The 13244-nt window shown below is 74.7% G+C and carries 17 protein-coding genes and 1 pseudogene; 11 read left to right on the forward strand and 7 right to left on the reverse strand.

The window, feature by feature from the left end:
- Positions 1–12: 12 nt before the first annotated feature.
- From ACZ3TI_RS23590 to ACZ3TI_RS23600, 3 genes are read right to left on the reverse strand one after another with little or no spacing between them, the layout of a single operon-like run.
- A complete protein-coding gene (locus tag ACZ3TI_RS23590; protein ID WP_465729251.1) occupies positions 13–789 on the reverse strand; it encodes a DUF4097 family beta strand repeat-containing protein in 777 nt (258 codons plus the stop codon).
- Positions 786–1430, reverse strand: a complete 645-nt coding sequence (locus tag ACZ3TI_RS23595) for a response regulator (protein ID WP_465729253.1) — start codon at positions 1428–1430, stop codon at positions 786–788. The genes ACZ3TI_RS23590 and ACZ3TI_RS23595 overlap by 4 nt, the downstream gene beginning before the upstream one ends.
- On the reverse strand, positions 1418–2632 hold the full coding sequence (locus ACZ3TI_RS23600; RefSeq protein WP_465729255.1) for a sensor histidine kinase: 1215 nt from the start codon (positions 2630–2632) through the stop codon (positions 1418–1420). Before ACZ3TI_RS23600 ends, ACZ3TI_RS23595 begins: the two co-directional genes overlap by 13 nt.
- A 135-nt stretch (positions 2633–2767) precedes the next feature.
- On the opposite strand from ACZ3TI_RS23600, the gene ACZ3TI_RS23605 reads away from it, so the two are divergent.
- Complete coding sequence (locus ACZ3TI_RS23605) at positions 2768–3340, forward strand: hypothetical protein (RefSeq protein ID WP_465729257.1); 573 nt, start codon at positions 2768–2770, stop codon at positions 3338–3340.
- Positions 3337–3732, forward strand: a complete 396-nt coding sequence (locus ACZ3TI_RS23610) for a hypothetical protein (RefSeq protein ID WP_465729259.1) — start codon at positions 3337–3339, stop codon at positions 3730–3732. Before ACZ3TI_RS23605 ends, ACZ3TI_RS23610 begins: the two co-directional genes overlap by 4 nt.
- Before the next feature lie 2 nt (positions 3733–3734).
- Here the strand turns inward: ACZ3TI_RS23610 and ACZ3TI_RS23615 are convergent, their stop codons facing one another.
- Entirely contained in the window at positions 3735–4646 is a 912-nt protein-coding gene (locus ACZ3TI_RS23615; protein WP_465729261.1) for a helix-turn-helix transcriptional regulator, read from the reverse strand.
- A 102-nt stretch (positions 4647–4748) separates the two neighbouring features.
- On the opposite strand from ACZ3TI_RS23615, the gene ACZ3TI_RS23620 reads away from it, so the two are divergent.
- Positions 4749–6218 (forward strand): MFS transporter, encoded by a 1470-nt coding sequence (locus tag ACZ3TI_RS23620; protein WP_465729263.1) that lies wholly within the window; start codon positions 4749–4751, stop codon positions 6216–6218.
- Between the two features lie 99 nt (positions 6219–6317).
- Here ACZ3TI_RS23620 and ACZ3TI_RS23625 read toward each other — a convergent pair whose 3' ends face one another.
- Entirely contained in the window at positions 6318–6914 is a 597-nt protein-coding gene (locus tag ACZ3TI_RS23625) for an alpha/beta hydrolase (protein ID WP_465729264.1), read from the reverse strand.
- A 107-nt stretch (positions 6915–7021) separates the two neighbouring features.
- Here ACZ3TI_RS23625 and ACZ3TI_RS23630 point away from each other — a divergent pair, with 107 nt between their 5' ends.
- A complete protein-coding gene (locus ACZ3TI_RS23630) occupies positions 7022–7504 on the forward strand; it encodes a MarR family winged helix-turn-helix transcriptional regulator (protein ID WP_465729266.1) in 483 nt (160 codons plus the stop codon).
- Positions 7501–7944: a MarR family transcriptional regulator gene (locus ACZ3TI_RS23635; protein ID WP_465729268.1), complete on the forward strand. Its 444-nt coding sequence runs from the start codon at positions 7501–7503 to the stop codon at positions 7942–7944. The genes ACZ3TI_RS23630 and ACZ3TI_RS23635 overlap by 4 nt, the downstream gene beginning before the upstream one ends.
- Positions 7945–7988: 44 nt before the next feature.
- On the opposite strand, the pseudogene ACZ3TI_RS23640 reads toward ACZ3TI_RS23635, so the two are convergent.
- A pseudogene (locus ACZ3TI_RS23640) lies at positions 7989–8850 on the reverse strand (phosphotransferase).
- Here ACZ3TI_RS23640 and ACZ3TI_RS23645 point away from each other — a divergent pair.
- Together ACZ3TI_RS23645 and ACZ3TI_RS23650 are read left to right on the forward strand one after the other, a co-directional pair.
- Positions 8773–8931, forward strand: coding sequence for a hypothetical protein (locus ACZ3TI_RS23645; protein WP_465729505.1), 159 nt, complete (start codon positions 8773–8775; stop codon positions 8929–8931). The pseudogene ACZ3TI_RS23640 and the gene ACZ3TI_RS23645 sit on opposite strands and share 78 nt — an antisense overlap.
- 42 nt (positions 8932–8973) lie before the next feature.
- A complete protein-coding gene (locus ACZ3TI_RS23650; protein WP_465729270.1) occupies positions 8974–9207 on the forward strand; it encodes a hypothetical protein in 234 nt (77 codons plus the stop codon).
- A 42-nt stretch (positions 9208–9249) separates the two neighbouring features.
- On the opposite strand, the gene ACZ3TI_RS23655 is transcribed toward ACZ3TI_RS23650, so the two are convergent.
- Positions 9250–9696: an Lrp/AsnC family transcriptional regulator gene (locus tag ACZ3TI_RS23655; RefSeq protein WP_465729272.1), complete on the reverse strand. Its 447-nt coding sequence runs from the start codon at positions 9694–9696 to the stop codon at positions 9250–9252.
- Positions 9697–9789: 93 nt separating this feature from the next.
- On the opposite strand from ACZ3TI_RS23655, the gene ACZ3TI_RS23660 reads away from it, so the two are divergent.
- From ACZ3TI_RS23660 to ACZ3TI_RS23675, 4 genes are all read left to right on the forward strand, one after another.
- A complete protein-coding gene (locus ACZ3TI_RS23660; protein ID WP_465729274.1) occupies positions 9790–10599 on the forward strand; it encodes an LLM class flavin-dependent oxidoreductase in 810 nt (269 codons plus the stop codon).
- Positions 10596–11060 (forward strand): nucleoside deaminase, encoded by a 465-nt coding sequence (locus ACZ3TI_RS23665; RefSeq protein ID WP_465729276.1) that lies wholly within the window; start codon positions 10596–10598, stop codon positions 11058–11060. Before ACZ3TI_RS23660 ends, ACZ3TI_RS23665 begins: the two co-directional genes overlap by 4 nt.
- Positions 11061–11184: 124 nt before the next feature.
- On the forward strand, positions 11185–11766 hold the full coding sequence (locus tag ACZ3TI_RS23670) for an NADAR family protein (RefSeq protein ID WP_465729278.1): 582 nt from the start codon (positions 11185–11187) through the stop codon (positions 11764–11766).
- A gap of 244 nt (positions 11767–12010) precedes the next feature.
- Positions 12011–13171: a hypothetical protein gene (locus tag ACZ3TI_RS23675; RefSeq protein WP_465729280.1), complete on the forward strand. Its 1161-nt coding sequence runs from the start codon at positions 12011–12013 to the stop codon at positions 13169–13171.
- The last annotated feature ends 73 nt before the right edge of the window (positions 13172–13244 follow it).

The following is a 13244-nucleotide window of genomic DNA, read 5'->3' on the forward strand; positions in this document are numbered from 1 at the left end:
CCGGGACACGCCTCAGGACGGGCCGATGGTGACCGACCCCGAGATGACCACGGCGTGGATGCGGTTCGGGCTGTCGGAGTCCGCCAGCCCCGGGTCGATCTGGCCGGTGCCGGAGCCGACCTCGTTGGAGAAGGCGTAGCGGCTGTCCTTCGGCACGGTCATCGTCACCGAGCCGGACGTGGCCCTGGTGTCCACCCGCTGCGGGGCCCGGGCGAAGTTCAGCTCCATCGCGCCCGAGGTGGTCTGCGCGTCCACCCGCCGGGCGCTCAGGTTGGTGCCCCGGACCAGCCCGGAGGTGGCGCGCACGGACACGTCCCCGGAGGTGTCGGCGAGCAGCAGCTGGCCGGAGGTGAGCCGCATGTCGACGTTCCCGCTCAGCCCCTCCACCCGGACCGAGCCGGAGCCCACCGACCCCGAGACCTCGGTCTCGGCCGGCACGTCCACCTCCAGCTCGGCGCCGCAGCCGAAGTCCGCGACCGGCAGGACCTGCCGGCACTGCACACCGATGGTGAGCAGGTCGCCGTCGGGGACGGTCGACACCAGCGGCTTGCGGATCATCCAGTCCAGCCGCTGGTGGACCACCACATGGCCCTCCCGGCCGGCCCGCACCGTGACCGCGGCGTTGCCGGTCTCCAGCCGCAGCCGGTGGATCGGGCCGTCGTGCGACCAGATGGCGGTGGTCTGCTGCTTCGCCACGACCGACCAGGTCTGCAGTCCCGCGCCGAGGACGACCAGCACGGTCGCGATCGTCCCGGTGATCCGCCAGGCCTTCACCCCGCCCACGGTCACCCGACCTCCAGGAACCGCAGCACCGCCATCACCCGTCGGTGGCTGTCCTCGGCCGGCGGCAGGTCGAGCTTGGTGAAGATCGAGTTGATGTGCTTGGCCACCGCGCTGTCGCTGACCACCAGCGAGCCGGCGATCGCGGCGTTGGAGCGGCCCTCCGCCATCAGGCCGAGCACGTCGCGCTCGCGCGGGGTCAGCTTCTCCAGCGGGTCCCGGTGGCGGCGCACCAGCAGCTGGGCGACCACCTCCGGGTCCAGCGCGGTGCCGCCCTCGGCGACCCGCTGCAGCGCCTCCACGAAGTCGTCCACATTGGCCACCCGCTGCTTGAGCAGGTAGCCGACCCCGCTGGTGTTGGTGGCCAGCAGGTCGGCGGCGTAGCGCTCCTCCACGAACTGGGACAGCAGCAGCACGGCGACCTCCGGCCACTGCTGCCGGATCACCATCGCGGCCTTGACGCCCTCGTCGTGGAAGCCCGGGGGCATCCGGACGTCCGCGACCACCACCTTGGGGCGGTGCTCCTCGACGGCGGCCAGCAGTTCGGTGGCGTCCCCGACGGCGGCCACGACCTCGAAGCCCACCGCCTCCAGGACCTTGACCAGGCCGACCCTCAGCAGGACCGAGTCCTCGGCGATCACAGCGCGCACGGCAACTCCACGGTGATGGTGGTGGGGCCCCCGAGGGGGCTGAGAACGGACAGCGTGCCGTCGACCGAGGCGGCGCGCTTGCGCAGACCGGTGAGCCCAGTGCCGCGCGAGGCGTCCGCGCCGCCCACGCCGTCGTCGCTGACGACCAGGCGCAGCCGGCCGCCGGCCGTCCGCACCGAGAGGTCGACCTGCTTCGCGCGGGCGTGCTTGGCCACGTTGGTGAGCGCCTCGGAGACGGTGAAGTAGGCGACCGCCTCGACGGTCGGGGCGACCGGCTCGGAGAGGTCCACCTCCAGGCGCACCGGCAGCGGGGCCCGGGCGGCGATGCCGGACAGCGCCGCGTCCAGGCCGCGGTCCTCCAGGACGGCCGGGTGCAGGCCGCGGACCAGGTCGCGCAGCTCGTCGATGGCCGCCTGGGCCTCCTCGTGCGCTTCCACGATCACCTGCATGACCTCGGGCGGGAGGTCCTTGAGGGTGCGCCGGGCCAGGCCCAGGTTCATCGCCAGGGAGGTGAGGCGCTGCTGGGCGCCGTCGTGCAGGTCGCGCTCGATCCGCCGGCGCTCGGCGTCCACCGCGTCGACCAGCCCGGCCCGGCTCTCGGCGATCTCCTCGACCCGCCGCTCCAGGGCCTCCGCCCGGTCCGGGCCGAGCAGCCGCTGCGCCGCCCACACCTCCAGACGGGCCGTCAGCGCCACCGCCCAGGGCATCGCCGCCAGCAGCAGCACCCCGGCGGCCGTGACCCCGACGTCCAGCCCGGCCAGGTCCGAGCGCAGCGCGGTGCCGGGGGGCATCAGCCAGATCCAGCCGTACAGGGTGGCCAGCGCCAGGCCGGCCCCCCAGGCGTACAGCACCACCAGCGCGCCCGCCGCCAGCAGCGGGCCGACCACCAGGTGGTGGAGGACCTGACGCCAGGTCATTCCCAGCAGCAGCCTCCGGTAGCCGGTGAGCGGCCGCGGCGGCGGGATCTCCACCCCGTGCAGGGCGCGCAGCCGACCGCGCTGGAGGGCGGTCAGCGGGCGGGTGCAGAGCAGGGCGGCGGCGAGCACCGGGAAGAGCACCTTGGACTCGGTGACGGCCAGCCAGACCGGCAGGGCCGGCGGGATTCCGGCGGCTATCAGGCGGGTGTCCCGCCAGACCTCGGGCGACCACGGTCGGCGCCGGAGGCTCCTGACGAGCGCTCGGCGCAACGTGGTGGAGGGCATGGCGGACAGCGTATTGCCCGATGATCACCGGCCGCCATGAAGGGGGGTGCCGGGAGGGGGTGTAGCTAGGTACACCCCCGATTCGGTGCGGGGCACCACCGACAGGAGGGGGTGCACGGCGGAAGGCTTGGGGACATGACGAGCACCGCATCGCACTCCGCCACTCCGCCGCACGGGCGGCCCGTCCCCGGGAACCACGGGGGTGTTCCCGGGGGCGCGCTCCTCCCGGCGTCGGAGCCGGCGGGGGCGCTGCCGGTCGGGTCGCTTCCGGTCGGCGCGCTGCCGGTCGGCACCGGGCCCTGGTCGGTCCGCAGCGTCGGGTCCGGCCGCCGCCGGGCCGCGCTGGAGCTGTACCAGCACGGCGAGTTGGCCGACGTCCTGGTCGCCGCCCGGCTCACCCCTCAGCTGCTGCGCGGGGCGCGGCGCAGCCCGTCCGGCGGGCGGGCCTGGCACGTGCTCGCCTGGGGCCGGCTGGCGGGGGACGGCGCGGCGCCCTCGGTGCTGTTCGCGCGGCAGCGGGCGTTCCGGCCGTTCCGGGCGGCCCGGTCCGGCGTCGCGGCCGAGGTGGTCACCGTCGCCGGTCGGTTCTGGCTCGCCTGGGCCGAGGGGCCGTTCGACGCGGTGCTGGTCGAGCACCCGGCGGGCGGGCCCACCGAGCGGCTGCCGCTGCAGCGGGTCCCGGCACCCCGGGTCGGGGGTGCGGCATGAGCACCGCCGTCCTCTCCTCCCGGTCCGTCCCGTCCGCACCCTCGTTCGTCCTGCCCGAGCGCTTCGCCCGGGTGCCCGCCATGGCCGCCGTCGCGCTGCTGCCCTGGCTGACGGTCCTCGCCGTCTGCCACGAGACCGCGTGGGTCGTGCTCGACCTGCTGGAGTTCTCCGCCCTGCTCTCGCTGGCGGCGCTGCTGCGCCGGCGCAGCCCCGCCGCGCTGTGGGCGGGCGCCGCGGTGGCCCTGCTGCTCACCGGGGACGCGCTGGCCGACATCGCCTGCGCCGGGCCGGGGCACGCGGTGCTCGCGGCGCTGGTGATGGCGGGCTGCATAGAGCTGCCGCTCGCGGTGGTCTGCCTGCTGCTCGGGCGGGACGCGGCAGCCCGGGCCTGACGTCAGGCCTCGGTGGGGAGCAGGTCCATCAGCGCACGGGTCCGGTCGTCCAGCGGGGTGTAGGTGATGATCCGGGTGCCGAGCCGGGGGCCGAGCCAGAAGTTGGTGTACTCGCAGCTGAGCAGTCCGACGTCGGGCACCCGGAAGCGCTTGATGCCGTTGCTCGGCCGCATCACGTCGTGCCGCTGCCAGACCTCCGCGAAGTCCGGCGAGGCCTTGAGCAGCCGGGCCAGCAGCGCCTTCCAGGCCGGCTCCGAGCTGTGGTCGGCCATCGCCGAGCGGAACCGGGCCACCATGCCGAGCCGCTCGGTGCGGTAGTCGATCAGTACGTCGCGGAACCGCGAGGGCGTGAACGCCATCCACATCAGGTTGCGGTCCTCCGGCGGCAGGGCGGCGAGGTCGCCGACGATCCCGGTGTACTGCGCGTTGTACGCCAGCACGTCGTAGCGGGTGTTGACCGCCAGGGCGGGGTACGGCGCCAGCTGATCCAGCACCAGCCGCACGCTCGGCGTCACGGACGGACACTCCGTCACCGGCGCCGGGTCGTCCGCGGCGGCCAGGGTGAACAGGTGCGCGCGCTCGCTCGGGTCCAGCAGCAGTGCCCGGGCCACCGCGTCCAGCACCTGGGTGGACACCTGGATGTCCCGCCCCTGCTCCAGCCACGTGTACCAGGTCACCCCGACCGCGGCGAGCTGCGCGACCTCCTCCCGGCGCAGCCCCGGCGTCCGACGGCGGCCGGTCATCGGCAGGCCCACTTGCTCGGGCGCGATCCGCTCGCGGCGGCTGCGCAGGAACGCGGCCAGCTCGTGCCGTCGGGCGTCGCCGGCGCCGACCGGGCCGAGCGGGCGCGGCCTGGTGGCCGCGGACGAGGCGGGGGCCGTACGGGCTTGTGCGGCAGGGGTCGTGAGGCTCATGCTCCCCAGCATGCGGCAGCCGCCGACCTGTTGCCAGGTACTTCTTATACCTGGATAACCACACTCTGGTACCAGGGTACGGAGCGGCGGATCGTATGACCCGTGACCCAACAACTCGCCGTCGCCCCCGCCCCGAAGCGCACCGCCACCACCCCCGGCACCGCGGCCCCCGGAGCCCCCGCCTCCGCAAACCCCGCCCTCGGCACCGCCGGGCTGGTCACCGTCCTGCTCGGGGCCTTCCTGCCGATGCTCGACTTCTTCATCGTCAACGTCGCCCTGCCCACCATCGACAAGGACCTGGCCGCCGGGCCCGCCGTCCTCGAACTGGTCGCCGCCGGCTACGGCATCGCCTTCGCCGTGCTGCTCGTCCTCGGCGGGCGCCTCGGCGACATCTTCGGCCGCCGCCGGCTCTTCGTCGTCGGCGCCCTCGCCTTCGCCCTCACCTCGCTGGCCTGCGGCCTAGCCCCCGACGCGTGGTCCCTGGTCGCAGCCCGGGCCGCCCAGGGCGCCTCGGCCGCGCTGCTGATCCCGCAGGTGCTCGGCACCATCACCGCCGCCACCGAAGGCGCCCGGCGCGGCCGTGCGCTCAGCGTGTACGGCGCGGTCGGCGGGATCTCGGTGGTCATCGGGCAGGTGCTCGGCGGGATGCTGGTCGCCGCCGACCTGTTCGGCACCGGCTGGCGCTCGGTGTTCCTGCTGAACGTGCCCTTCGCACTGCTCGCCGTCCTGCTCGCGGTCCGCTACGTCCCGGAGAGCAAGGCCGCCCGGGCCGCCCGGGTCGACGTGCCCGGCACCGTCCTGCTCACCGGCACCCTGCTCGTCCTGCTCATCCCGCTGATGGAGGGCCGGGCCGCCGGCTGGCCGCTCTGGTCGTGGGTGCTGCTCGCGCTGTTCCCCGTCCTGGCCGCCGCCTTCGCCCTGGTCGAGCGCCGCGCCGAGCGGCGCGGGGACACCCCGCTGGTGCCGCCGACCCTGCTGCGCATCCCCGAGATGCGGCGCGGGCTCGGCATCGCGCTCCCCTACTTCGCGGGCTTCGGCGGCTTCATGTTCGTCATCGCGGTCGCCCTCCAGCAGGGCCTGCAGCTCGGACCGGTCGCGGCCGGGTGGGCGCTCGTCCCGATGGCGGTCGGCTACTTCAGCGCCTCGCTCGCCGGCCCGCGCCTGATCGGCCGCTGGGGCAGCCGGGTGCTCAGCGCCGGCGCCGTCATCCAGGCCACCGGCCTCGCCACCCTCGCCCTGACCGTCCTCGCCGACTGGTCGCACTTCTCCCCGCTGCGGATGGCCCCGGGCGTCGCCCTCGCGGGCATCGGGCAGGGCCTGATCGGTACCCCGCTGTTCCGGGTCGTCCTCTCCAAGGTTCCCGCCGCCCGGGCCGGCGTCGGCAGCGGCGTCCTGGCCACCGGCCAGCAGTCCAGCCTCGCCCTCGGCGTCGCCACCCTCGGCACCCTGTACCTGTCGCTCTCCCCCAGCCTCGGCATGGGCCGCACGCTCGCCCTCTGCCTGGGCATCCAGCTCCTCGGCTCGTTCACCATCCTCTACCTGACCACCCGTCTCCCCCGGTCCATCGGCTGAACCCGCAGGGCCCGCGGGCCCTCGGGCGGCGGCGGACGGCCCCGCGATCGCACGTCGATCGCGGGGCCGTCGGCGTTCCGGCCCACCGGTTCGGCACGGCTACCGTCCCGCGCCCAGGGCGGCGACGAAACGGTCCAGGCGGGCGGTGGCCTGGCGCAGGACGTCGATCGAGCCCAGCGGGTCGTCCGGCAGTTCCAGGCCGTGGTCCGCAGCGGGCACTTCCAGGACCTCGTGTCCGGTCGATTCGGCGATCCGGCGGTCCCACATCCGGTCGGCACTGCCGCCGACGAGGAGGGTCGGGGCCCGGGTGCGGTGGAGGGCGCGAGCGACCGGCTCGGTGGTCAGGACGGGGGTCAGCCAGGCTGCCGCGAGGTTGCGGTCGGCGGCGACGCCGCAGGCGAGGGAGGCCAGGGACTTGCCGACGAGCAGGCGGCAGGCGCCGCGCTCGGCGTCGACGGCCTCGGCGACCTGCCGCTCGACCCAGGCGATCCTGTCCTCCGGTGCGAACGCGGGGAATTCGTCCGGGACTTGCCACCACAGCTCCTGGACCGTCCAGCCGTGCCGGAGGAGTACGGAGCCGGCGAAGTGGAGCAGCGGCCGGGCGGGCGTGTACCCGCTGCCCGGGACGACGAGCGCGACACGGTCGGGATCGCCGTCGAAGCGGGTGGGGGGCGCGAGCGGAGAGGGATCCGGCATGGCTGCAGGCTATCCGGACGGCCTCTGCCGCGTACTGCCCTCCCTGATCACCGTCGGGCGCCGGAAAATAGTAGCCATGGACATAGTAGCCATGTACTGTATCCAGCGTGAGTTCAACAGCTGAGGGCGCAACGGCGGGGTACCTGGTCTGGCGCCTGTCGATGAAGTGGCGGGTGGCCGTCGACCGGGCGGTCGCACCGCTGGGCCTGACCCACGCGCAGTACGTGGTGCTGGCGTCGCTGTACGGCATGGCGCGCTCCGGGCTGCGGCCCAGCCAGCGCCGGCTCGCCGACCGCACGGGGCTGGAGGCACTGTACGTCTCCAAGCTCGCCCGAGCCCTGGAGGCCGGCGGGCTCGTCGCCCGCACCCGGGACCCGGACGACCCGCGCGCCATGCAGCTGTCGCTCACCGAGCAGGGGGAGGACGTCACCCGCCGAGCGATCACGGTGGTCCAGGGCCTCCTGGACCGGCTGCTGGAGCCGCTCGGCGGCCAGGACAGCCCGCGCACACGGCAGTTCACGAGCGAACTGGCCGCCCTGCTCGACGCACCTCTTGATCCGCCCACCGAGAACGACGAGGAGCAACCATGACCACCACCGCAACCGTGAACGGCCGGGTCGTCGCCCTGGCGCACAACGCGGCCCGCGCCCTTCTGGAGGGCGTACTGGACCGCCACGGCATCACGTTCCGGCAGAGCGTGACGCTCCGGGTCGTCGTGGTCGAGGGCGGTTCGATCGCCCCGGACGCGCTCGTCCGCGACGTCACCGGCTCGCTGAAGGTCGAGGAGTCCGTCGTGCACGGCGTGGTCGAGGAACTGACCACCGCACGGCTGCTGGAGGAGGACCCGGTGGAGGTGGGCCTGCTGCGGCTCACCGACGCCGGACGCGAGCTGTACGAGCGCACCACCGCCGAGAGCGCCGAGATCACCGCGCGCCTCTACGCCGGCATCCCGACCGAGGACCTCGCCGTCGCGGGCCGGGTGCTGACCCTGGTCACCGAGCGCGCGAACGCCGAACTGGCCGGCGCCTGAAGGTCCGACGTCCCGGCCGGCCCCCGACCGTGGGGCGCCGGCGGTCAGCGGTACCCGGCCAGGCCGTCCGCCAGTTCCTCCGCGTCCCCGTCGCGGCGGGCGTGGAGGGCCTGCTGCAGCGCGAACGTCCCCCGGATCGCGGCGATCCGAGCGCCCAGCCCCGCGCCCGCCGACCCGCCCAGGGCGAGCACCCGCTCCAGCAGGTCGCCGCCGTGCCCGACGCCCACGGCGGCGAGGTCCTCGGCGGGATCGGCGAGTGAGACGTCGTCCCAGTCGAGCACCCCGGCGAGGTACGGCAGTTCGCCGTCCCACTCCCCAGGACGTTCTCCGGGCCGAGGTCGCCGTGCACCACCGCGCCGGTGAGGTGCGGCAGGCCCTCGACCGCCGCGAGCTCCCGCCCGGCCCGCTGCCGTCCGCCCTCCGACATGAGGGCGAACAGCTCCGCCCGCACCGCCGCCGCGAGCCGCCGCCACCGCCCCTCCGCCGCCACCGCCCCTCCGGCGCCGGCGCCAGCACGGCCCGGACCGCCGCATCACCGCCCGCCCGGGCCAACCCGGCCAGCAGGGCGGCGTACTGGGCCGCCACGGCCTCGGCCACCCGGGCATCGCCGAGCGCGCCCGCCGCGAGCGGCTCGCCAGGGACGCGGCTCAGCACGAGGAACGGCACCTCGCCGCGCTCCCCACGGCCGCGGAGCAGCGGCTCGGGCGTACGGAAGCCCAGGTCCAGCCCCGCGAGCGCGCCCAGCGCGGCTGCCCGCGCGGGCAGCCGGTCGGCCGCCGCCGGCGTCCGGGGCAGGCACACCACCCGTTCCGCACCCAGGACCACGTGGTGGAACTGCCCCTGGCGTACGGCGAGGCCCGCCGGATCGTCGTCGGGCAGCAGGCGGTGCAGAAGCGCCGCGTGCACCGTGCGGACGTCCGTACGGTGCGCGTTCCGACCAACGTTCCGATCCGCGTTCCGGTCCGTGTTCCGATCTGCGTTCCGTGACACGTCGGACTCCTTCACGGGCGGGGAGGGAATGATGGCTCCATGACGCTCGTCCTGGTGTTCCTGCTCGCTCTCGTCGCCGCGGTCGTCGGCATCACCCTGCACCTGGTGCTCCGGGAACGGGCGCGGCGGCTCCACTCGGACGACGGGGAAGGGGCGCTGATCGAGCAGCAGCGGACCGCCCAGGCCGCGTCCATGCGGACGACCTATTCGAGCCAGTCCGTCCACAACGGCCCCGGCCTGGTGACCGACGAGGTGCACCGGTACCGCTCCTGACATCCGACGGGCCATCCGGCCGGGGGCGTTCGCCCCTGCCGGTCAGGGCCGGGCGGGGCCGCGCAGGGGCAGTGTCCGGCTGTAGACGACGCTCGTGGTGGTGCTGCCGAAGCCGGCCAGCTCGTCGACCAGGGTCTCCAGGTGCTCCATGGAGGTCGCCGCGACCTTCAGGGTGTAGCAGTCGTCGCCGGTGGTGCGCAGGCACTCCAGGAGCTCGCGCCGCTCGGCGAGCAGGCGGCGCAGCGGCTCGTGCCGGTTGCCCGGGTACTTCAGCCGGACGACGGCGAGGACGGGGTAGCCGACCTGCGCCAGGTCCACCGAGGCGTGGTAGCCGGTGATGACGCCCAGCGACTCCAGGTTCCGGACGCGTTCGGTGGTGGCGGACGGGCTGAGGCTCACCCGCCGTCCCAGCTCGCTGAGGGAGATCCGGGCCTCGCGCTGCAGCTGCTCGATGATCGCCCAGTCGGTATCGTCAAGATTCACGGCCATGCGGCGAATCTACCGGGAGAACCACGGCTGCGAGCGGCCAGGACCGGGAGGATTCCGTTCCGCATCCCATGATCACGGGGATAGCCTCGGAGCATGCAACTTGGCGTCAACGTACCGAACTTCGGCCCGGGGACCGACCCCGGCGTGCTGCGCGAATGGGCGCGGACCGCCGAGGGCCTCGGCTTCGACCTCCTCATGGTGTCGGACCACGTGGCGGTCACCCCGGACGTGGCCGAGCGGTACCCGGAGCCGTTCTACGAGCCGTTCACCACGCTGTCCTGGCTGGCCGGGACCACCACCGGCCTGCGACTGGGCACGACCGTGCTCGTCCTGCCCTACCGCAACCCGCTGCTGGTGGCGCGCATGGCCGGCACCCTCGAGCGGCTCAGCGGCGGCCGGTTCGTCCTCGGGGTGGGGGTCGGCTGGGCGCGCCGGGAGTTCGACGCGCTCGGCGTGCCGTTCACCGCGCGCGGCCGGCTGACCGACGAGTACCTGGGCTCGCTGCGCGACGCCTGGGGCGAGCAGGGCGGGTCCGTACCGGTCTGGGTCGGCGGCCACAGCGGCGCGGCGCTCCGCCGGACGGTCCGGTACGGCGACGCCTGGCACCCGCTGCGACTGCCGCTGGACCGGATGCGGGCGGTGCTCGCCGAGCACCCGATGCCGGGCTTCGCGCCCCGGATCGCCCTGCGGCTGACCACCGAGGCGGTCAAGGATCCCGAGCGCCCGGCCGGAGTCGGCACCGTGGAGCAAGTCCTGGACGACCTACGGCAGTTGAGCCAGCTCGGAGCGCAGACCGTCGTCCTCGACCCCTACCAGGGGGACCCGGAGGAGACCCGCCGCCCGCAGACCGCCTGGCAGGACCTCACCACCGTCACCACCCACTGGAAGGCAGCGACCGCGTGATCACCGAAGCCGACGAGACCCTCCTGCGCCGCGCCGTCGCCGTCGCCGCCCACGCCGTCACCCTGGGCGACGCCCCGTACGGCTCCCTGCTGGCCGGCCCCGACGGAGAGATCCTCGCCGAGGCCCACAACACCGTACGGCGCGACGACGACATCACCGCCCACCCGGAACTCAAGCTCGCCCGCTGGGCCGCCCGCGAACTCGACCCGGACACGGCCGCCCGCACCACGCTCTACACCAGCTGCCAGCCCTGCGGGATGTGCCACGGCGGCATCGTCCGGTCCGGCATCGGCCGGGTCGTGTACGCGCTGTCGACGGAGCAACTCGTCGCCCTCAACCCGGAGTCGGGCGCCTGGCCGGTGGTGCCGCAGGACGGCCCGGCCCTCCACGAGGAGGCCCGGGCACCGATCGAGACGCACTACCGGCCGACCGGCTCAACCAGCCCGACCCCGCCGGCCTGACGGAGGGGATCTTCCCAGGTGCCCGGGCGGGGGCTGCGCCCGGGTGCCGGGCCATCGCCGTGCGGGCGGTACGCCGCCGTCAAACGGTTCGCGGGCGACGACCCCTTTGTGTCACTATGACGATATGAGCGAGATGTGCGTGGGGGACCCTGCCGCCGTCCGCAGCCGCGAGGAGCTGGCTGCCCTGATGGCCGACGGGGTGCACCCGAAGTGGGTGATGTTCTGGGGGCACACGGCCCGCAGGGGCGGCGGCGGCACCCGGCAGGAGTGCCTGAGCCAGTGGTGGCCCGGGGAGTTCACCGTCGACGGGGTGACGTACGCGTCCGCCGAGCACTGGATGATGGCCGGAAAGGCCCGGATGTTCGGGGACGGCGCCATCGAGGAGCAGGTGCTGGCGGCGCGGACGCCCGCCGAGGCCAAGAAGCTTGGGCGGCTGGTCAGGGACTTCGACGACGAGACCTGGGTGGCCGGGCGGTTCGAGCTGGTCGTGGCGGGCAACGTCGCCAAGTTCGGGCAGGACGAGTCGCTGCGCGCGTACCTGCTGGGCACCGGCGGCCGGGTGCTGGTGGAGGCCAGCCCGGTGGACCGGATCTGGGGCATCGGGCTGACGACCGACGACATCCGGGCGCAGCAGCCCGCCGAGTGGCGCGGTCTGAACCTCCTCGGGTTCGCACTGATGGAGGCGCGGGCGCGGCTCGCCACATGAGGACGGTCGCCCCGCTGCCGGACGGGACGGTGGCGGTCCCGGCCTCCGCCGCCCTCCTCCCCGGCCCCTACGACGAGGCGCCCCTCCTCCGGAGCGCGACCGGCGCACTTCTTGCCGCGACCGCCCTCTGCGCGCTCCCTGACACCACTTGGGCACGACTGGTCGTGCGCTCTTAACTCCCCCGCCACATACCGACACCAGGATGTCCTGCAGTCAGGGTCTGGATGGACAGGTTGGGGCGATCATGCGCATGCGGCCGACGGAACAACCCGCAGGCCAGCAGCTGGATGGCGAGCAACAAGCCGCCGAACTCCGCACAGAGCTGGACGAGTTACTCCGCGCGAGCCGCTACGCGAGCCAGCGTGAACGGAGACTGAACGAGGCGATCCGGGCGGCCCCGGGGCGCCGGCGACCGGACGGCGACCTGCTGCGGCAGCTCGCCCAGGCCCGCACCCTCCGCGAGGGACTGGGCGCCCGCTGCCTCCAACTCAGCGACCAGCTGGAGGCTTTGGAGATCCACCTGAGACACCGGCAGCAGCAACCCCCGCAGCCCCGGCAACACCAGCAACACCAGCAACAGGAACCCCGACAGCCTCCGGCCCCCGCACCCGCACCCGCACCCGCACCCGCACCGCACGAGGCCCCGCCGCCCCCCGCCCGCCCCGACATCGGCGCGCTCACCGAGCGGGTCACCGCCCTCCACCGCGCCGGCGCCCACACCGAGGCCGCGGAGCTGCTCGACCAGGCCGCCGCCCACCTCGCCCCCGCCGACTCCGCGCTGCTGGCCGGCATGCTCGCTCGGTACGGCCCGACGGGCGCCTCCCGCCACCTCGCCCGCGGCACCGCCCGGCTCGCCCCGGAACACGCCGTCGCCGTCCTGACGGAGCTGCGCGAACTGGGCCTGGCCGAGGAGGCCGCCGAACTGTTCCACGCCTTCTGGGCCTACCCGGCCGCTTCCGTCCCGGGGCTGCTCTCGGCGCTGGAGCGGGCCGGGCAGAACGCCGACGGCGCGACGCTCCTGTGGGAGTGGGGCTCGGCGCCGACGCCGGAGCTGACCTCCCTCGCCGCCTGCCTGCAGCAGCACGGCCGCCGCGGCGACGTCCGGACCCTGCTGCGCCAGGCCGCCGGCCGCTCCACCGCGGACCTCGCCGCCCTCGCCGCCGAGCTGCCGCCCGCGCTCGCCACCGCCCTGCTGCAGGAACTGGTGGCACTCCGCCCGCCCGTCGAACTCGCCCGCCTGGCAGCCGCGTTGGACGGCGCGGGCAGCCGGGAGCTGTACGGGCAGCTGCTGGGCGCGCTGCTCGCCGACGGCCCCCGCCACCGCACCACCCTCGCCGCCCTCCGCGCGGCCGGCCTGCCGACCACCCCGCCGGCGGCCCCCCGCTCCCGCTGGGGGCGGAAGTAGCCGGCCCCCGAAACGGCAAGGAGCCCCCGCCCACCCCCAACAGGGCGGACGGGGGCTCCCCGGACCGGGGTCA

The organism is Kitasatospora sp. NPDC023120, from assembly GCF_055560835.1.